The sequence below is a fragment of the Agrococcus sp. Marseille-P2731 genome, assembly GCF_900117395.1.
Taxonomy (GTDB): domain Bacteria; phylum Actinomycetota; class Actinomycetes; order Actinomycetales; family Microbacteriaceae; genus Agrococcus.
On the sequence record NZ_FPEG01000003.1, the window covers coordinates 842,619 to 860,419 of the forward strand.

At 74.6% G+C, this 17,801-nt stretch carries 23 protein-coding genes; 10 read left to right on the plus strand and 13 right to left on the minus strand.

All coding sequences use genetic code 11. The features are described 5' to 3' along the window. Nucleotides 1-97: 97 nt before the first annotated feature. The 3 genes from BQ6202_RS12165 to BQ6202_RS12175 all read right to left on the minus strand — a co-directional run bounded on the left by BQ6202_RS12165 (nt 98) and on the right by BQ6202_RS12175 (nt 2,595). Nucleotides 98-943, minus strand: a complete 846-nt coding sequence (locus BQ6202_RS12165) for an ABC transporter permease subunit (RefSeq protein WP_072314675.1) — start codon at nt 941-943, stop codon at nt 98-100. Further along, nucleotides 940-1,869 carry an ABC transporter ATP-binding protein gene (locus BQ6202_RS12170; RefSeq protein WP_072314676.1) on the minus strand — a complete coding sequence of 310 codons (930 nt, stop codon included), beginning with the start codon at nt 1,867-1,869 and terminating at the stop codon, nt 940-942. Before BQ6202_RS12170 ends, BQ6202_RS12165 begins: the two co-directional genes overlap by 4 nt. A 135-nt stretch (nt 1,870-2,004) precedes the next feature. Continuing rightward, nucleotides 2,005-2,595, minus strand: a complete 591-nt coding sequence (locus tag BQ6202_RS12175) for a helix-turn-helix domain-containing protein (protein ID WP_072314677.1) — start codon at nt 2,593-2,595, stop codon at nt 2,005-2,007. An 84-nt stretch (nt 2,596-2,679) separates the two neighbouring features. On the opposite strand from BQ6202_RS12175, the gene BQ6202_RS15160 reads away from it, so the two are divergent. The 3 genes from BQ6202_RS15160 to BQ6202_RS12190 are packed head-to-tail and all read left to right on the plus strand — an operon-like array spanning nt 2,680 to nt 4,678. Beyond that, a complete protein-coding gene (locus BQ6202_RS15160) occupies nt 2,680-3,735 on the plus strand; it encodes an NAD(P)/FAD-dependent oxidoreductase (RefSeq protein WP_072314678.1) in 1,056 nt (351 codons plus the stop codon). Next, nucleotides 3,732-4,394: a class I SAM-dependent methyltransferase gene (locus tag BQ6202_RS15165; protein WP_072314679.1), complete on the plus strand. Its 663-nt coding sequence runs from the start codon at nt 3,732-3,734 to the stop codon at nt 4,392-4,394. The genes BQ6202_RS15160 and BQ6202_RS15165 overlap by 4 nt, the downstream gene beginning before the upstream one ends. After that, entirely contained in the window at nt 4,391-4,678 is a 288-nt protein-coding gene (locus BQ6202_RS12190; RefSeq protein ID WP_072314680.1) for a DUF1905 domain-containing protein, read from the plus strand. The genes BQ6202_RS15165 and BQ6202_RS12190 overlap by 4 nt, the downstream gene beginning before the upstream one ends. Nucleotides 4,679-4,685: 7 nt before the next feature. Here BQ6202_RS12190 and BQ6202_RS12195 read toward each other — a convergent pair whose 3' ends face one another. From BQ6202_RS12195 to BQ6202_RS12240, 10 genes are all read right to left on the minus strand, one after another. Then, nucleotides 4,686-5,177, minus strand: coding sequence for an aminoacyl-tRNA deacylase (locus tag BQ6202_RS12195; protein ID WP_072314681.1), 492 nt, complete (start codon nt 5,175-5,177; stop codon nt 4,686-4,688). A 181-nt stretch (nt 5,178-5,358) separates the two neighbouring features. Beyond that, a complete protein-coding gene (locus tag BQ6202_RS12200) occupies nt 5,359-6,207 on the minus strand; it encodes a uroporphyrinogen-III synthase (protein ID WP_072314682.1) in 849 nt (282 codons plus the stop codon). A 17-nt stretch (nt 6,208-6,224) separates the two neighbouring features. Next, entirely contained in the window at nt 6,225-7,172 is a 948-nt protein-coding gene (hemC, locus tag BQ6202_RS12205) for a hydroxymethylbilane synthase (protein WP_072314683.1), read from the minus strand. A 91-nt stretch (nt 7,173-7,263) separates the two neighbouring features. Then, the gene (locus BQ6202_RS12210) at nt 7,264-8,640 is read right to left on the minus strand and encodes a ferrochelatase (protein ID WP_234946206.1); all 1,377 of its coding nucleotides are present in this window, start codon (nt 8,638-8,640) and stop codon (nt 7,264-7,266) included. Continuing rightward, nucleotides 8,637-9,353, minus strand: a complete 717-nt coding sequence (gene hemQ / locus BQ6202_RS12215; RefSeq protein WP_072314684.1) for a hydrogen peroxide-dependent heme synthase — start codon at nt 9,351-9,353, stop codon at nt 8,637-8,639. The genes BQ6202_RS12210 and hemQ overlap by 4 nt, the downstream gene beginning before the upstream one ends. After that, the gene (locus BQ6202_RS12220; protein ID WP_072314685.1) at nt 9,350-11,122 is read right to left on the minus strand and encodes a protoporphyrinogen/coproporphyrinogen oxidase; all 1,773 of its coding nucleotides are present in this window, start codon (nt 11,120-11,122) and stop codon (nt 9,350-9,352) included. Before BQ6202_RS12220 ends, hemQ begins: the two co-directional genes overlap by 4 nt. Further along, nucleotides 11,119-12,231, minus strand: a complete 1,113-nt coding sequence (gene hemE, locus BQ6202_RS12225; RefSeq protein ID WP_072314686.1) for a uroporphyrinogen decarboxylase — start codon at nt 12,229-12,231, stop codon at nt 11,119-11,121. Before hemE ends, BQ6202_RS12220 begins: the two co-directional genes overlap by 4 nt. Before the next feature lie 58 nt (nt 12,232-12,289). Continuing rightward, on the minus strand, nt 12,290-12,604 hold the full coding sequence (locus tag BQ6202_RS12230) for a hypothetical protein (RefSeq protein ID WP_072314687.1): 315 nt from the start codon (nt 12,602-12,604) through the stop codon (nt 12,290-12,292). Next, entirely contained in the window at nt 12,597-13,154 is a 558-nt protein-coding gene (locus tag BQ6202_RS12235; protein ID WP_072314688.1) for a hypothetical protein, read from the minus strand. The genes BQ6202_RS12230 and BQ6202_RS12235 overlap by 8 nt, the downstream gene beginning before the upstream one ends. A 2-nt stretch (nt 13,155-13,156) precedes the next feature. Then, nucleotides 13,157-13,711: an RNA polymerase sigma factor gene (locus BQ6202_RS12240; RefSeq protein ID WP_072315163.1), complete on the minus strand. Its 555-nt coding sequence runs from the start codon at nt 13,709-13,711 to the stop codon at nt 13,157-13,159. 167 nt (nt 13,712-13,878) lie between these two features. Between BQ6202_RS12240 and BQ6202_RS12245 the strand changes: the two genes are divergently transcribed. The 7 genes from BQ6202_RS12245 to BQ6202_RS12275 all read left to right on the plus strand — a co-directional run bounded on the left by BQ6202_RS12245 (nt 13,879) and on the right by BQ6202_RS12275 (nt 17,787). Continuing rightward, on the plus strand, nt 13,879-14,322 hold the full coding sequence (locus tag BQ6202_RS12245; protein WP_072314689.1) for an Asp23/Gls24 family envelope stress response protein: 444 nt from the start codon (nt 13,879-13,881) through the stop codon (nt 14,320-14,322). Beyond that, complete coding sequence (locus BQ6202_RS12250) at nt 14,319-14,507, plus strand: hypothetical protein (protein ID WP_072314690.1); 189 nt, start codon at nt 14,319-14,321, stop codon at nt 14,505-14,507. Before BQ6202_RS12245 ends, BQ6202_RS12250 begins: the two co-directional genes overlap by 4 nt. Then, on the plus strand, nt 14,504-14,812 hold the full coding sequence (locus BQ6202_RS12255; protein ID WP_072314691.1) for a hypothetical protein: 309 nt from the start codon (nt 14,504-14,506) through the stop codon (nt 14,810-14,812). Before BQ6202_RS12250 ends, BQ6202_RS12255 begins: the two co-directional genes overlap by 4 nt. A 28-nt stretch (nt 14,813-14,840) precedes the next feature. Beyond that, nucleotides 14,841-15,458 (plus strand): hypothetical protein, encoded by a 618-nt coding sequence (locus tag BQ6202_RS12260; protein ID WP_072314692.1) that lies wholly within the window; start codon nt 14,841-14,843, stop codon nt 15,456-15,458. Next, on the plus strand, nt 15,455-16,000 hold the full coding sequence (locus BQ6202_RS12265; protein ID WP_072314693.1) for a hypothetical protein: 546 nt from the start codon (nt 15,455-15,457) through the stop codon (nt 15,998-16,000). The genes BQ6202_RS12260 and BQ6202_RS12265 overlap by 4 nt, the downstream gene beginning before the upstream one ends. A gap of 72 nt (nt 16,001-16,072) precedes the next feature. Then, nucleotides 16,073-16,258 (plus strand): CsbD family protein, encoded by a 186-nt coding sequence (locus BQ6202_RS12270; RefSeq protein ID WP_072314694.1) that lies wholly within the window; start codon nt 16,073-16,075, stop codon nt 16,256-16,258. Nucleotides 16,259-16,365: 107 nt separating this feature from the next. Further along, entirely contained in the window at nt 16,366-17,787 is a 1,422-nt protein-coding gene (locus BQ6202_RS12275) for a glutamyl-tRNA reductase (protein WP_072314695.1), read from the plus strand. Nucleotides 17,788-17,801: the final 14 nt, after the last annotated feature.

Sequence of the window (17,801 nt, forward strand, 5' to 3'; positions counted from 1 at the left end):
AGCACCGCATCCGAGACCCGTCGTCGCCGCTGCCCGCCTGCGGGCGCGGCAGTGCGCGGCGCCTCGGGCGAGGCGCCGCGCGTGCCCAGCAGGGGGATCAGGCGTCCCTCCTGCGCAGCGCCAGCGCGCCGAGGGCGAGGAAGCCGAGCGCCCAGACCGTCGCGATCAGCCAGCCGGCGCCGGTGCTCACGTAGCCGGCGGCCAGGTCGAAGAACCCGCCGTGGGCGTCGACGCCGCTCACCATCGCGTCGCCGGCCTTCGACATCGTGAGCAGGTGCAGGTTGCGCACGAGGTCGGATGCGGGCAGCACCGACAGCACGATCGGCAGCAGGAGGATGGCCGAGACGACGGCCGCGACCCCTGCCGCGACCGAGCGCAGCAGCGTGCCGATGCCGAGGCCGAGGACGCCGGCGAGGCCGACGTACACGGCGCCACCGAGCAGCGCGGGCACGACGCCCTCGGCGCCCAGGCCGATCTCGATGCCGTGCGTCGCGAGCATCGGGTAGGTCACCGCCCACGAGCCGAGCATCGCGATGAGCGCCGCTGCCGTCACGCTCGCGAAGACCACGACCGCCTTGGCGGAGAGCACCCTGAGTCGCGCGGGCACCGCGGTGAGCGTGGGCTGGATGGTGCCGCTCGCGTACTCGCCGGTGATGACGAGCACGCCGAGCACCCCGGCGATGAGCTGACCGAACAGCACGGTGCCGATCGTGACCTGGTCGAGCATGAAGCCGGCGGACGGCCCGGCCGGGAGGCCGGCGCTCTCGAGCGTGAGCCCGAGCGCGACGCTCACGCCGATGCCGAGGACGACGATCGAGAGGAGGAGCCCCACGGACGACCGCAGGCTCGTGAGCTTGATGGCCTCGGAGCGCACGAGGTCGACGAAGCGGAGCCTGTCGTGCTGCTCGGCGGTGGTGGTGCGCTCGAGCGAGGTGGCGGTCATCGGTCTGCTCCTGTGGTCGCGGCGGATGCCGAGCGGTATTCGACGGCTCCCGCGGTGAGCGAGAGGTAGGCCTGCTCGAGCGAGCCGGTCAGCGACGCGATCTCGTGCAGCACGATACCCGCGCCGGCGGCCGCGACCGCGACCTGCTCAGCGGTCAGGCCCGCGATGTCGAGGGCGCCGTCCTCGAGCACGGTCACCGTGACCTCCGGCCCGGCGACCGCCTCGGTGAGCTGCGCGGCCGCGTGGGTGCGCACCCGCACGACCGAGCGCGTCGCGCCGGCGATGACGTCGCCGATCGCGTCGTCGGCGAGGATCCGGCCGCGCCCGATCACGATGAGGCGATCGGCCGTCTGCGCCATCTCGCTCATCAGGTGCGACGAGAGCAGCACGGTGCGACCCTCCTCCGCGAGGCCGCGCAGCAGGGTCCTCGCCCAGCGCACGCCCTCGGGGTCGAGCCCGTTGACCGGCTCGTCGAGGATGATCGTCGCCGGGTCGCCGATGAGCGCCGCCGCGATGCCGAGGCGCTGGCGCATGCCGAGCGAGAAGCCGCCGACGCGCTTGCCGGCGACGGGGTCGAGCCCGGCGAGGCCGATGACCTCGCGCACCCGGGACGCACCGATCCGGTGGGTGGCCGCGATGGCGAGCAGGTGCTTGTAGGCCGTGCGGCCGGAGGCTGCGGCGCGCGCGTCGAGCAGCACGCCCACCTCGCGCAGCGGCGCGCGGTGCTCGAGGTAGGGCCGGCCGTTCACCTGCACGCTGCCGCTCGTGGGCCGATCGAGCCCCACGATCATCCGCATCGTCGTCGACTTGCCCGCCCCGTTCGGCCCGAGGAATCCGGTCACCTGACCGGGCCTCACCGTGAAGTCGACGCCGTCGACGGCAGCCGTGCTGCCGTATCGCTTCGTCAGCGCTGTCGCTGTGATCATGTGCCCACCTCTTCCATGCCCTCCACGCTAGGCACGGGCATCCGGCACCGCATCGGACCGCGGTCCCGTCGGCGCCCGCTCGGGGCGGCACCTGGGTACTGCCGGAACGCGGCGCTGCTGCAGGCGTGCCTCGGCTCAGTCGGCGACCGGCGCGTCCTCCGCCGACGCGACGGCCCCGCCGACGTGCGTGTGCATGCGCACGCCGTCGTCGTTGAAGATGCTGATGACCTGCGCGGGCTTGCCGCCCGCGGCGTGGATGGCGTGCGGGATGCGGGTGTCGAACTCGGCGGCCTCGCCGCGCGTGAGCACGAGATCCTGCTCCCCGAGCCGCAGCCGCAGGCGCCCGGAGAGCACGTAGAGCCACTCGTAGCCGTCGTGCACGCGCAGCTCGGGCAGCTCGCGCAGCGGCGGGTAGGTGATCTTGTAGGTGTGCACGGCCGAGCCCTCCGGCGCGAGCGGCGCGATCACGAGCCCGTCGCGGCGGATCGCCGGGCGGCGCACGCGCGGGTCGGGCGCCTCGACGCTGATGAGGTCGTCGATGCGGATGCCCAGCTGGCGCGTGAGCGGCAGCAGCAGCTCGAGGCTCGCCTGGCGCTTGCCGGACTCCAGGCGCGAGAGCGTGCTCGGCGACATGCCGGCACGGGCGGCGAGCTCGTCGAGCGTCCAGCCCTTGTCGTGCCGCACCGCGCGCAGCCGCGGGCCCATCTGCTCCAGCGCTTCGCGCATCCGCTCGCTCCTCTGTGCTTCGGGTGCTTGCCAATTCTGCAAGCGCGCTTGCGATTCTCTCATGCCCCGCGATGCAATGGAGCCATGAACTCCTCAGACCTGATCTCCGGCCCGAGCGCTTCGGGCTCCTCCCCCGCGTGGGATGCCATCGTCGTCGGCGGCAGCGCCGCCGGCCTCTCCGCGGCGCTCATGCTCGGACGCGCCCGTCGGCGCGTGCTCGTGATCGACGCTGGCTCGCCGCGCAACCGCTTCGCCGCGCACATGCACGGCGTGCTCGGCAACGAGGGCACGGCACCCGCCGAGCTCGTGGGCCGCGGCCGCGCCGAGGTCGCCGCCTACGGCGTCGAGGTCCGCGAGGGCACGGTCGAGCGCGTGAGCGAGATCGCCGCGGGTGCGCCCACCAGCGCAGGTGAGGCGGATGCGCGCCTGACGGTCGCGGTGTCGGGCGCGGCACCCGAGCGCACGCGAGCGCTCATCGTGGCCACCGGCATCGCCGACGAGCTCCCCGCCATCCCCGGCCTCGCCGAGCGCTGGGGCACCAGCGTGCTCCACTGCCCCTACTGCCACGGCTGGGAGGTGCGCGATCGGCGCATCGGCGTGATCGCGACCTCGCCGATGGCGCTGCACCAGGCGCGGCTCGTGCGCCAGTGGAGCGATCGGGTCGTGCTCTTCTCCGCCGCGGCAGGTGAGATCGACGCCGCCGATGCGCAGCGGCTGCGCTCGCGCGGCGTCGAGGTGGAGACCTCGCCCGTGGTGGAGGTGCTCGGCGACGGCGACGCCGTGACGGGCGTGCGCACCGCCGACGGGCGCGTGACCGAGGTCGGCGCGATCTTCACAGCCGGCGCCCCGCGGCCGCACGACGGCTTCCTCGCCGACCTCGACCTCGCGCGCACCGAGCAGCCGTTCGGCCTCGGCTCCTTCCTGACCGTCGACTTCGCCGGCAGGACGAGCCACGAGCGCATCTGGGGCGTTGGCAACGTCGTGAACCCGATGGCCAACGTGCCCATCGCGATGGCAGCGGGGGCGATGGCGGGCGGCGCGGCGAACGGCGCGCTCGTCGAAGCCGACTTCGACCTCGCGGTGCGAGCGACGAGCGAGGGCTCGGATGCGGACGCCGGGGCCGCGGGAGCTCGCGCGTGAGCGGGACGACGGCTGCTGCCGAGTTCTGGGAGGCGCGCTACGCCGACGCCGACCGCATCTGGTCGGGCCGCGTCAACGCGGTGCTCGCCGACGTCGCGGCCACGCTCACGCCCGGCCGGGCGCTCGACCTCGGCTGCGGCGAGGGCGGCGACGCGCTCTGGCTGGCGCAGCAGGGCTGGCGCGTCACCGGCGTCGACCTCTCGCCGACCGCGATCGAGCGCGCGCGTGCCGCGGCAGCCGCCGCGGGCATCCGCACCGCCGACCTGCACCTCGAGGCCGGCGACCTCGCGACGTGGCAGACGACGGATGCGCACGACCTGGTGAGCGCGTCGTTCCTGCAGTCGTGGCCGGTTGTGATCCCGCGGGAGGAGATCCTGCACCGCGCGACCGGCTTCGTCGCGCCCGGCGGGCACCTGCTCGTCGTCGCGCACGCCGGTGCGCCCTCGTGGGCCGACCCCGAGATGGCGCGCACGCACCCCTTCCCGACGCCCGAGGGCGATCTCGCGGCGCTGCAGCTGGACGCTTCACGGTGGGAGGTGCTCGCGTGCGAGCGGCGGGAGCGCTCGATCACGGCGCCCGACGGATCACCCGCGACGCTGGACGACTCGGTGGTGCTGGTGCGCCGCATGGGCGAGCGGCGCGCCAGGATGGTGCCATGACCGAACCCACGCCGCTCGATGTCACCTTCACCGCGCCCATCGGCGTCGACGTCAAGGGCGAGCTGTGGTCCTGCGTCGAGGTTCCGGGCTCTGCCGAGCTCTTCGGCACCAAGCGCGCGGTGCGGGTGGACGCATCCGTCGACGGCATCGCGCTGCCGAACGTCGGGCTGATGGTGACCGGCACCGGCGGGCACATGCTCTCCCTGAGCGCCAAGCTGCGCAAGCAGCTCGACAAGGAGCTCGGGGACACCGTCACCGTGCGGCTGGAGCGCCGCCTCACCTGACCCCGAGTCAGCGCGGCTGCTCGGCCTCGGTCACGTCGGCGACCCGCGCGCCCAGGTGCGCGATCAACGCGTCGCCGTCGAGCGTGGCGGCGACGCCGTGGGCTCCGGCGCCGATCGAGACGCGGCGGCCACGCACCCGATCGTCGGCGACGACGGGCAGCTGCTGCGTCGTGCCGAAGGGAGTGATCGTGCCGCGTTCGAAGCCCGTCACGGTGCGCGCCTCCGCAGCATCAGGCATCGAGAGGCGCTTGACGCCCAGCAGCTCGCGCAGCTTCGGCCACGAGATGGTGCGGTCACCCGGGACGAGCACGAGCAGGTGATCGCCCTCTCCGCGCCGCACGACCATCGTCTTGATGATGTCGGCGGGCGTCACGCCCCGCGCGGCCGCCGCCTCGGCGAGCGAGCCGACTCGGCCGTGGCGCGTCACCTCGTGCTCGAGGCCGGATGCGCTGAGCGCGTCGAGCGCAGGATTCGCGGCTTCGCGATCGGTGTCAGCCATGCGGCCAGGCTACGCCGCGCGCCGGGCGCGCCAGGCGCGCCCGCGCTTCGCGATGCGATGCGGCGCGGTGCGCCGGCGCTCCACGCGCAGGAGCCCGACCCCTTGCGCCAAGGGCGACCCGGTCCACCAGGTCGCCCTTGGCGCACGAGGTCGGCGATTCGTGCCGCACGCTCCGGCCGCGTCAGGTGCGTGCGGTCGGCGCAGCCGCGAGCAGCGCGGCCACGAGGCCCGCGGCGCTCGGCTGCTTCGCGATGCCCGCGACCTGCAGACCGGCGCGACGGCAGTCCTCGGCCGTCTGCTCGCCGATCGCGATGATGCTCGTGCTGGCGGCGAGCCCGAGCCGCGCCACCTGCTTCGCGACCGACCCAGAGGTCACGAGCACCGCGTCGATCGGGGTCTCCGCGGGCTCGACGGCGGTCAGCACGCCCTCGTCCCCATCCTGCCCGGCCGCGGTGGCCTCCTCGCGGCGCCGCAGCGCATCCGCATCGATCACGGGCATGACGCCCGTGTGCGCCGCCTCGAGCAGCTGCTCGGCGGAGCGGAAGATCGGGGTGGTGCGGTAGGCGACGACCTCGCTCAGCTGCATGCCGTGCTGGCGCAGGCCGTCGGCGATCGTCGGCTTCGCGTCGAGCGCGTGCGGCCAGAGCACCCGGCCCGAGCGGATGGGCCACTCGTCGACGAGACCGGCGGCCGACTGCTTCGTCGGGATGAAGGCGACGGGCACGCCGCGCTCGCGCAGCGCCGCCGCGGTGACCGAGCCGACCGCGGCGACCGAGGTCGAGACGGGCACCCGCGGCAGCACCCGCACCGTCGACTGGCTGGTGACCACGAGCCAGTCGAAGCGGCCCGCGGCGAGCTGGTCGAGCATGAGCTGCAGCTGCTGCTGATCCTCGGCGGGCGAGAGCTGCACGAGCGGCAGGATCAGCGGCTCGAAGCCGGCCTCGGTGACGCGCTGGGCGACGTCGTCGCCCCAGCTGCCGCCGCGCGGGATCAGGACGCGGACGTGCCTGCTCTGCGTGGGATCGATCATGCGCGCAGACCGACCGCTCAGTGGATGAGGTCGGCGGCGCCGGCGTCCATCAGCTCGGACACCGCCCGGTCGGCGACGTCGCGCGCCGCCTCGGCGAGCTCCGATGCCGAGGTGGCGTCGAGCGTGTAGGCGTGGGATGCGCTGAGCTTCTTCGAGCCATCGGTCGCGTACGCGACGGCGGCGAGGAAGAGCATGCCGTCCGCGACCTCGGCGTGCGCGGCCAGCGGCGCCGCGCATCCGGCCTCGAGGCCCGCGAGCACGCGCCGCTCGGCGTCGGTCGCGGCGCGCGTCGAGGCGTGGTCGGTCTTCGCGACGGCCGTGCGCGCTGCCGCGTCGCCCGCGCGGATCTCGACCGCGAGGGCGCCCTGCCCGGGCGCGGTCGGGAAGTCGATCAGGTCGAGGAGCTCGGTCGCCTTCGCCTCGAGCCCGAGGCGCTTGAGGCCAGCGAGCGCCAGCACGACGGCATCGAGGTCGCCGCCCTCCCCCGTCTCGGCGTCGCCGAGCGCGCGGGCGATGCGGGTCGGCACGTTGCCGCGGATGTCGACGATCTCGACGTCGGGGCGCGCGAGCCGGAGCTGCGCGGCTCGGCGGGGCGAGCCGGTGCCGATCCTCGCGCCCTCAGGCAGGTCAGCGAAGGAGAGGCCGTCGCGGGCGATGAGCGCGTCGCGGGCGTCCTCGCGCTTCGCGACCGCCGCCAGCTCGATGCCCTCAGCGGGCTTCGTCGGCAGGTCCTTCATCGAGTGGACCGCCACGTCGACGGTGCCGTCGAGCAGCGCGTCGCGCAGCGCCGACACGAACACGCCAGTGCCGCCCAGCTGCTGCAGCGACGAGCGATCGGTGTCGCCCTGCGTCGTGATCGGCACGAGCTCGACCTCGCCGGCGAAGCGCGCGGCGAGCGCCGAGCACTGCGCCATCGCGAGCGCCGAGCCGCGCGTGCCGACCCGCAGCGGCGCGGTGGCGCTCATCGCTCGCTCCTCGGGGACCCGTTCCGCCCGCACGGACCCGGTGCACCGGGTCCCGCTCGGTGGAAGAGGTCCCGGACCGCCATCGGCGCGCTCACGGCTGCAGCCCGGCGATCGCCGGGCGGAAGCCGAGGCGCGGGTTCTCGCAGCAGCCCGGACGGCACACGTCGTACCACGTGTGGATCGAGGTGACCGCCTTGCGGTCAGCGACCGGCCGGCCCTCGAGCCGCTCCTGCACGAGGTCGACGAGCGCGCCGACGTACTGCGGGTCGATGCCGGGCGTCGGCGCGCGACGCGCCCACAGGCCAGCCTCGGTGGCCGTCTCGATGGCCTCCTCGTCGAGGTCCCACATGACCTCCATGTGGTCGCTGACGAAGCCGAGCGGCACGATCACGATCGCCTTGCGGCCGCCCTCGCCGCCCGCCTGCTTCGAGGCCTCGGCGAGCTCGTCGATCGCATCGTTGATGTCGGGCTCGAGCCACGGCTGCGACGCCGGCCCCGAGCGCGACTGGTAGACGAGCTGCCAGGCGACGCCCGGCGCCGCCTCCGCCATGACCCACTCGGCGGCGGCGAGGTGCTGGCCCTCGTAGCCGCCGCCCGGGCCCCACTGGTGCAGGTCGGGCGCGCCGGAGCGCTCCGCGTCGGCGGTGGGGATGCTGTGGGTCGCGAAGAGCACCTCGACCTCAGCGTCGGCGAAGCCGGCGGCCCGCGCCTCGGCGACCGTGGCGCGCACGCCGTCGACGAAGGTCGCGAGGAAGCCGGGGTGGTTGAAGAACTGCCGCACCTTGTCGATCTGCATCGACGCCTGCAGGCCGGTGGCCTCGAGCGCGTCGGCCCAGTCCTCGCGGTACTGCCGGCACGACGAGTAGGAGGAGTAGGCCGAGGTGGGGATGGCGAGCAGCTTCGAGGCTCCCGCGTCGGCGGCCTCCTGCAGCGCCTCGTCGAGGTAGGGCGCCCAGTTGCGATTGCCCCAGTAGACGGGCAGGTCGACGCCGGCATCGGCGAGCGCGGCCTCGAACGCGGCCTTCAGGTCGCGGTTCTGCTGGTTGATGGGGCTGACACCGCCGAAGTGGCGGTAGTGGGTCGAGACCTCCTCGAGCCGCTCGTCGGGGATCCCCCGGCCGCGCGTGACGTTGCGGAGGAACGGGATGACGTCGTCCTGGCCCTCCGGTCCGCCGAAGCCCGACAGCAGGATGCCGTCGTACGCGACCGGCTCCTCGACGTGCTCGGGGCCGGTCTGCGCGGCGGGCGTCGCGCTCGGCACCGCGGCGCCGGGCTCGATGTGCACGCCGGTCGCGGCGGGCGCCTTCGTCTCGCGGCGCTCGCTCTCCTGCTGGGCCTGCTGCTGCTGCGTCTGCAGCTGCAGCGCCTCCGCGCCCAGGGCCGAGGCCTCCGCCTGACCGCCACCGCAGCATCCGCCACCGCAGCACCCGCCTGCGGGCTGCTGCACCTGCTCCATCGACTCGCTCACGCGAGCACCTCCTCGATCTCGTCGGCCGCGATCCGGCGGCCCGTGAAGAATGGGGTCTCCTCGCGCACGTGCAGGCGGGCGTCGACCGCCCGCAGGTCGCGCATCATGTCGACGAGCTCGGTGAGCTCGTCTGCCTCGAGCGGGAGGATCCACTCGTAGTCGCCGAGCGCGAACGCCGCGACCGTGTTGGCGATCACCCCGGGGTAGGCCGACCCGGCGCGGCCGTGCTCGGCGAGCATCCGGCTGCGCTCCTCGGCCGGCAGCAGGTACCAGTCGTAGGAGCGGTCGAACGGGTAGACGCTCACCCAGCGCTTGGGCTCGACGTCGCGCAGGAAGCCGGGCACGTGGCGCTTGTTGAACTCGGCGTCGCGGTGCACGCCCATCGCGCCCCAGACCTGCGTGGTGCCGGCGAGCTCGCGCGAGCGGCGCACGCGGCGGACGGCCGACTGCAGCGCCTCCGGCGGGGTGCCCGCGCCCTTCGCGCCGTGCATCCACACGAGCACGTCGGCGTCGGCGCGCATGCCGGAGACGTCGTAGACGCCGCGCGTGACGATGCCCTCGGCCGCGAGCTCGTCGAGCACCTCGGCGAGCGGCACGCGGGCGTCACCGTCTGCGGGCACGCCGGTGCCGCGCTGGAAGACCGCCCAGATCGCGTAGCCGTCGCCGATCTCGGCCTGGGGTGCCTCGTGGGCGTGCGTGCTCTGCTCGCTCATGCCTCTCCTCGTCCTGCTGCTGGTGTGGTGTCGGATGCGCCGGCCGGCTCGGCCGCGTCGGGCGCGATGGCCTCGTCGGGCGCGATGTCGGCCGTCCAGGGCGTGCCCTCGACGGCGAAGCGCTCGCGCCGGATCTCGAGCGCCGTCCTGCGCGCGTCGGGCACGACCTGGGCGAGGCCCGTGCCTGCGACGGCGGCGCCGACGACGAAGAGGTTGTCGCGCTCTGCGGCCGCATTGCGCAGCTCCTGCTGCCGGCGGCGGCCTCCGATGATGCTCGAGGGCTGGCCCTGGTGCCAGCGCACGCGGGCACTGGCGACCGGCCTCGGCAGCGCGGTGCCGAAGATCGCGCGGGCATCGTCGAGGGCGAGCTCGGCGGCGGCCGCATCGTCCAGCGGCTCGGTCGCCGGCACGTCGGTGCCGGCGCCATAGGACAGGCGCACGATCTCGCGGCCGGCGGCAGCCTCGCGCAGCCACGGCCACTTCGCGGTCGCATGGGTCATCGCCTTCGCGCGCACCCTGCGGTTGTCGGCCGCGACGAGCACGCCCGTGCCGCGCGGGTCGCCGGTGATGGCGCCGGGCGGGAAGACGAGGGTGACGAGCTCGACGACCGGGCTTCGAGACGCCTGCGCCTGCGGCGCGGGCTCCTCAGCCAACGGCGGTGCCTGCGGCGCGGGCTCCTCAGCCAACGGGGGCGCCTGCGGCGCGGGCTCCGGCTCCGGTCCCTGAGCCGATGCGCGCCCAAGGCGCTCATCGTGTCGAAGGGCAGCCGGCGAGGACAGCAGCGCGCGCGCAGCCGCCTCCGGGAGCGCGACGACCAGCGACGACGCGTGGTGCGTGCCCGCATCCGTCTCGACCGCCCAGCACGTCGCCGTCTCGGTCGCGCCGAGCACGCGCACACCCGTGCGGATCTCGGCGTGGTGCGCCACCGCCCGCTCGGCGAGGCGCTCCGGCAGCTGGTGGATGCCGCCGCGCAGGCCCTGCACCGCGCTGCCGGGCTTCGCGTCGCCACCACCGCCGGCAGCCTGCGCGCGCTCCTCGAGCACGAAGGCGACCCCGCCGGAGAGCGATCCCGCGCGCGTGACGCCGCCGTTGAGGCCCGGCGCCACCGTCGCCACGTCGAGCAGCTCGGGGTCGGCCGAGTACACGCCGCCCGCGAGCGGCGCGACGAGGCGGTCGAGCACCTTCTGACCCATGCGGCGCCGCACGAGCGGGCCGAGCGCGTCGTCGGTGCCGATGCGCAGCACGGGCATCAGTCGATCGAGGTAGGCGCGCAGCGCGCCGCCCCAGCCGAGCGCGTCGATGACATCCCGCGCCAGCGGCGTCGAAGGGATGCCGAGCAGCGTGCGCTTCGGGAGCGGCACCGCGCGATCGGCCAGCTGCAGCCAGGCGCCTGCCGGATTGGGGTCGACGATCGCGTCGCCGAGGCCGAGCTCGGTCGCGAGCGCCGCGACCGCACCGCCGCGCACCGCGAACGACTCGGCGCCGGCGTCGATCGCGAGCGCGCCGGCCCGCCCGCCGCTGCCCGCTGCGCCTCCGATGCCCGGCAGCTCGAGCTTGGCGGCGGTGCCGCCGATGCGGTCGGCGGCCTCGAGCACGAGCACCCGGTAGCCGCGCGCCGCCAGGTCGTGCGCGACCGTCAGCCCCGCGATGCCCGCACCGGCCACGATCGTGTCGAACCGCGAGCGCTCGTCGCGCGCCGACGCATCCGCCCCCGTGCCGGGCTCGGGAGCGCCGGCGGGCGCAGCGGCAGCGGCGCTGTGCTCGGTCACCGCTCGTGCACCGCCTGCACGATGCGCGTCAGCACCGCGGGGTCGGCGCTCGGCGGCACCCCGTGGCCGAGGTTGAAGACGTGCGCTCGGGCGACGGATCCGGCCATCAGCACGTGGTCGATCGCCGCCTCGACGAACTCCCAGGGCGCGCCGAGCACTGCCGGGTCGAGGTTGCCCTGCACGGTGAGGTCGCTGCCGATGCGCTCGAGCGCGGTGTCGAGCGAGACGCGCCAGTCGACACCGACGGCGTCGACGTCGAGATCCATCGCGCCGTAGAGCTCGCCCGCGCCGACGCCGAAGTGCACGAGCGGCACCCGGGTGCCGGATGCGTCGGTCAGCTCGCGCACGGCGTCGAGCGCGACGCGCGAGGCAGGGGCGACGTGCTGCTGGTACTGGTCGAGCGGCAGCGAACCCGCCCACGAGTCGAACAGCTGCGCGGCGCTCGCGCCCTCCTCGACCTGCGCGCGCAGGAAGCGGCCGGTGACGTCGGCCGCCCAGCGCGTGAGGCGATCCCAGGCTTCGGGGTGCGAGCGCATGAGGGTGCGCGCCTCGAGGTGGTCCTTCGAGGGGCGGCCGGCCACGAGGTAGGCGGCGAGCGTGAAGGGGGCACCGGCGAAGCCGATCAGGGGGGTCGAGCCGTCGCCGATCTCAGCGAGCCCAGCCACCGTCTGGCGCACGCCCTCGCGCACCGGCTCGAGCGCTGCATCCAGCATCGCCGGGTCGTTGGCCACGAGCCGCTCGACGTCGTCGGGGGTGCGGATGGGCTGGGCCACCACGGGCCCGACACCGGGCTCGATCTTCACGTCGACCCCCGCGAGCCGCAGCGGCACCATGATGTCGCTGAAGAAGATGGCGGCGTCGACGCCGTGGCGGCGCACGGGCTGGAGCGTGATCTCGCTCGCGAGCTCCGGCACGAGGCAGGTGTCGATCATGTCGCGCGCGGGACCGTCGGTGCGCGCGCGCAGCTCGCGGTACTCGGGCAGCGAGCGACCCGCCTGGCGCATGAACCAGACCGGCGTGATCTCCGGACGGTCGCCGCGGTACGCGCGCACCAGGCGGGACTGGCCGGTGCGAGCGTTCAGGGGGTGGGCTTCGCGCAGAGCAGGCATCGCATCCATCATCCCACTTCGCGCGTGGGGCCGCGCCGAGCGCCGGTGTCGTCCGGCCTCAACCCTCGGGCGGCGGGTCGAGCTGCTCGATGCGCCGCACCTGCACGCGCACCGCGGCATCACTCCAGTCCTCCGGCAGGACGGCGCGCACGGCGCCCGCGACGCTCGCTGCGACCACTCGGGAGTCGTCGGCCTCGGTGACGCCGACGCTCACCGCGACGCGACGGGGCAGGAGCGTGACGTGCGCGAGGACGCTCGAGGGCGCAGCCCTGCCCGCCGCGGTCGGCACGGCGCGATAGGCGCGGGCCACGCCGGGGAGCGCGGCCACCGCCGCGTCCACGAGCTCTGCCACGCGCTGCGGGCTCTCAGGCATCCGGCACCCCCGCTTCGAAGACGTCGTCGATCACGACGTCGACCTGCTGCACCGGCGTCGGCGCGTGCGCCGCGAGCGCGGTGCGGATCCTCGAGCGCACGTCGTCCGCGCGCTCGCGCATGGGCGACCCGAAGCGAACGCCGATCGTGACGCGCACGTGCGGCTCCTGCTGCTCGTCGAAGCGCAGCTCGACGCTGCCGACGAGCACGCCGTCGACCTCGTCGCCCGCGCGCCGGACGAGCTCGCGGAGGGCGCCCTCGGTGACGGTCGTCTCCGTGCGATCGTCGATCGTCTCGAGCGGCAGGTCGCGACCCGCGCGCACCTCGTCGCGGACGACCGCGAGCACGCGATCGACCCAGCTGGACTCGACGACGCGCGATTCCTCGGCCGCGAGGGCACGGGTGAGCCGCGACATCCGCTCCATCGATGCGAGCATCGCCCTGCACTCGGGATCCTGCTCGATCGCGTCGATCGCTGGAGACCTGCCCGCGTCGAAGTAGTCGGACAGCTCTTCGAGCGTCCGGCCGGACTCTCCGATCGTGTCATCCATGGTCACCTCCACTCTTCCATCGCCGCGAGCACCGCGCCCCGAGCGCGAGCCAGGCGGCCGCGCACGGTCGCGACGCCGACGTCGAGCCGCTCGGCGATCTCGTCATAGGAGAGCTCGGCCATCTCGCGCAGCAGCCACACCTCTCGCTGGTCCTGCGGCAGCGCTGCCAGGACGTCGCCGAGCGCGCGCGTCGCTGCGCGGCCCTCTGCCACCGCCTCCGTCAGCGGCGCGAGCGAGGGGCGCTCCTCATCGGGCAGCGGCCGCACGTCGCGACGCGCGCGCGTGCGCAGCACATCCGTCGCCCGGCGCGCGACCGAGGTGGCGAGCCACGACCGGATGCGCGCGGGGTCGCGGAGCTCGTCGAGCTGCCGCCACCCGGCGATGAGCGCCTCCTGCACCACGTCGTCGGCATCGCTCGAGCCGCCGAGGTAGCGGGTCGCGAAGGCGACGAGGAAAGGCGAGTGCCGGCGGATGAGCACGCCGAAGGCCCGCTCGTCACCGTCCTTCGCGCGCTGCGCGAGGAGGGCGTCGGGCGCAGATTCCAGCTGCGTCGTCATCGTGCTCGGAGCGTATGCCTCGTCCGCCGTGAGCGCGCCGAGGCGCACGGCGCCGGGGCCGCGCAATCCGGAGGCGGTTCGATCTCGAATCGATGTGTGACGAAACCGGCACTGGTGCCGTCTCAGTTGCAGAGGGGCGCATCCGCCCCCACGAATCGGAGGACATCATGAGCAGCACCACTCCCGCCGCGAAGGTCAGCACGTCGGGCGACGGCACCGGCCTCGAGAGCACGGGGATCCACGGCACCACCGTGGTCGTCGACCCCGTGGTCGCGAAGATCGCCGGCATGGCGGCGCGCGAGGTGCCCGGCGTGCACGCGCTCGGCGGTGGCGCTGCGCGCGTGGTCGGCGCCGTGCGCGACGCGATCGGGCAGAGCGACCTCAGCCAGGGCGTGCGCGTCGAGGTGGGCGAGCACCAGGTGGCGGCCGACGTGACGATCGTCGTCGCCTACCCCGAGCAGCTCCACGTCGTCGCCGAGAACGTGCGGCAGGCGGTGGGCAACGCCATCGTCGAGCTCATCGGCATGGAGGTCGCCGAGGTCAACGTCACGGTCTCCGACGTGCACATCCCGGGTGACGACGAGGAGCCCGAGGGGCTGCGACTCGCATGAGCGCCATCGCCTTCGGAGCATTCGCCGGCATCGCGCTGGCCGCGCTCGCGCTCGCGTTCGGGCCGGGCGGCTTCTTCCTCGGCCTCGCGCTCGCCGTGCTCGGGGCCCTGATCGCCGCCATCGCGACCGGCGCGCTCGACCTGCGCGCCGCGGCCGCGGCCGCCAGGGGCAGGAGCGTCTGGTGACCGACGTGCCCGGGGCTGTCACCATCGCTCCCCGCGCGCTGCGCGCCACCGTGCGCGCGGCCGCTGCGGAGGCGTTCGGCGCCAGCGCGAGCGACGTCCGCGCCGAGGTGCTGGAGCGCGGTCGCTCTCTCGACATCCGCATCGCCACCCCCATCCGGCTCGGCCCCGAGACCGTGCAGGGCGCCGCCGAGCGATCGCGAGCGCGCCTGCTCGAGCGCGCCGGCGTGCTCACCGGGGCCAGGCTCGGCCGCTGCGAGGTCCGCATCACCCGATGCGCGCCGCCGGCTCGGCCTCGAGTCCGCTGACGACCGCAAGGCCCAGGAAGGACAGGACATGACTCCGCACACGGAGGGCAGCACGGCCACGCTCGACACGAGCGTGCGCGGCACGACGGAAGCGCGCGCCCTGCGCCGCCTCGCGCGCCGAGAGCTGCACCGCTCGCGCTCCCTGTCGGCGAGCGCGGCGCTCTGGATCACCGCTCTCGCCGTCGCGGCGACCGCTGCGCTGCTGCTGCTCGAGCGCACGGGGACCACGGTTCCCGGGCTCGCGCTGCCCGGCAGCGCCGAGATCGCGACGCTGGCTGGCGGCGCGGGCGCCGTCGGGCTGGCGATCGGCGCGGCAGCAGTGGTGCTCGGCGCCGCCCTGCTCGTCGCCGCGCTGACGCCGGCTCGTCGTCGCAGGCACGCCCTGCAGCGGCCCGGCATGGCGATGCTCGCCGATGACGCCCTGCTCGCGAGCGCCATCTCCCGCGCAGCATCCCGCGGCTCACGCCTGCCGCTCGACCGCGCTCGCACCTCGCTCGGCCGCGCCGCAGCGATGGTCGCCCTACACCCGCAGAGCGGCTTCTCGAGCGACGCCCCCGCGGCCGACGCTGCCGTGCGCTCGCTCATCGAGTCGCTGCGACCCACGCCTGGTCTGCGCGTGGTCGTCCGAGAGGAGCGCAGCGCATGAGCGGCTCCTCCCGCATCCTGAACCGGGTGCTGCTGGCCGTGCTGGGAATCGCCTGGCTCGCAGCGGGCTCGCTCGTGCTGCTGTGGCACCTGCAGCCGGAGGCAGTGATCGCTGCCCTCGCCCCGCTCGCGGCACCCGCGGCGCAGCTCGACTGGCCGATCGTCGCCGCAATCGCCGGCGCGGCACTCATCCTCATCGCGGCGATCCACACCGCGACCAGGGGCCGCGGCCGCAGCGACGACGCGCTCGTCGCCGGATCGATCACGGTCGACAAGCACGCCGTGCGCGACGTCTTCCGCGCCGAGCTCGGCGAGCACCCCGACCTGCTCGACCTCGACGTGCAGCCCTGGCGGACACGTGGGCGCGAGGCGTGGCAGGTCACCCTGCGCGTGCGTCGCGGCGCTCGGCTCGACGAGCTCGCCGACCGGGCAGCGGCCGCCGCCGAGGGCACCCGCGCACGGCTGGGCGCTGCGGCGCCCATCCTCATCCACCTCAGCGGCGGGCTGCGCTCAGCCGTCGCTCACGCTCGACGGGCCGAATGACCCGTCGCCCTGCGACGCATCCGCACCGCAGGCAACGCGCGTCGAATCGCGCACCCATCGAAGGAGGCCCCCGTGGGCATGGACGACAAGATCCGCAACAAGGCTGAGGAGCTCGGCGGCAAGGCCAAGGAGGCCTTCGGCGACCTCACGAACAACGAGCGCCTCGAGGCCGAGGGCCAGGCCGACCAGGCCGGCGCCAAGGCCAAGCAGGCCGGCGAGCACGTGAAGGATGCGGCCAAGGACGCATTCGGCAAGTGAGCCACCGAGCGGCCCCCGTCGAGCTCCGGCGGGGGCCGCTCCGCTCGTTCGCCGCGAGCGGATGCGGCGCGCTCGAGCGCCAAGTGGGGTACGGGTAGGATGGTCCAGTGCTGATCTGCCTCACGGCGAGCCACAAGAACGCCGACTTCACCGCTCTCGAGACTCTGTCGACCGCAGACGCAGCCCAGCTCCCCACCGCGTTCGCCGCGCATCCCGCCGTGGACGGCGCCGTCGTGATCTCCACCTGCAACCGCTTCGAGGTCTACCTCGACGTGCAGACCGACAAGGATGCCGCGGAGGCCGCGGGCATCGCACAGACGGCGGCAGCGGATGCGCTGGGCTTCCACCACCCGGAGGCCCTGGAGCCGCTCACCGACGTGCGCGCCGCCGAGCACCTCTTCTCGGTCGCGGCGGGCCTCGAGTCGGTCGTCATCGGTGAGGGCGAGATCGCCGGGCAGGTGCGCCGAGCGCTCTCCTCCGCGCAGGAGGCCGGCACCACGAGCCCGCACCTCGAGCGCCTCTTCCAGCGGGCCTCCGAGACCCAGCGCGGCATCAAGAACCGCACCGGCATCGGCGAGGCGGGCCGCTCGATCGTGCGCCTCGCGCTCGACCTCGCGAGTGCCCGCGTCGACCTCGCCGACGCCCGCGTGCTGCTCGTCGGCACCGGCCGCTTCGCCGGCATCTCGCTCGCCGAGCTGCGCCGCCGCGGCGCCAAGAGCGTCGAGGTGTGGAGCCCCTCCGGCCGCGGCAACGGCTTCGCCCGCAGCCACGCGATCGGCCACGTCGACGGCCGCGACGCGGCCCTCGCCGCGGCGACCGCCGACGTCATCGTCACCTGCACGAGCGCCGACGGCTTCGTCGTCGACGCCGAGCTCCTGACCGCCGGGCGGCAGCAGCTCGCGGCGACCCACGCCTTCCCGGGCTCCGCTGCCCGCGACCACGACGCATCCGGCTGCCCCATGCGCCTCCTCACGGCGGGCGCCTCGATCGCAGACGCGCACCGCGCGACCACGACGGCCCCCCTCGGCTGCCCCGTGCACGCCGGCGGCGCGACCGCCGTCGCCGAGTGCCCGGTCGAGCACGGCCGCGCCGCCCAGCTCGTCATCGACATGGGCATGCCCCGCAACGTCGACCCCGACGTCGCCACGGTGCACGGGGTCGAGCTGCTCGACCTCGAGACCATCCGCCTGCACGCGCCCCTGGAGCACCTCACGGCCACCGAGGATGCCCGCGGCCTCGTCCGCAAGGCCGCGCGCCGCTTCGAGCGCGGCACCGCCGAGCGCCAGGTCGGGCCTGCGATCGCGGCGCTGCGCCAGCACGTCGAGGAGGCCATGGAGGCCGAGCTCGAGCGCATCGCGAAGCGCGGCAGCGAGGCAGAGCGCAAGGCTGCCGAGCAGGCGCTGCGCCACTTCGCCGGGGTGCTGCTGCACAAGCCCACCGTGCGCGCCCGCGAGCTCGCGGCCGAGGGCCGCCACGACGACTTCCTCTCGGCCATCGACGCGCTGTACGGCATCGACGACGTCGCCTAGGCGCGGTCTCGCCG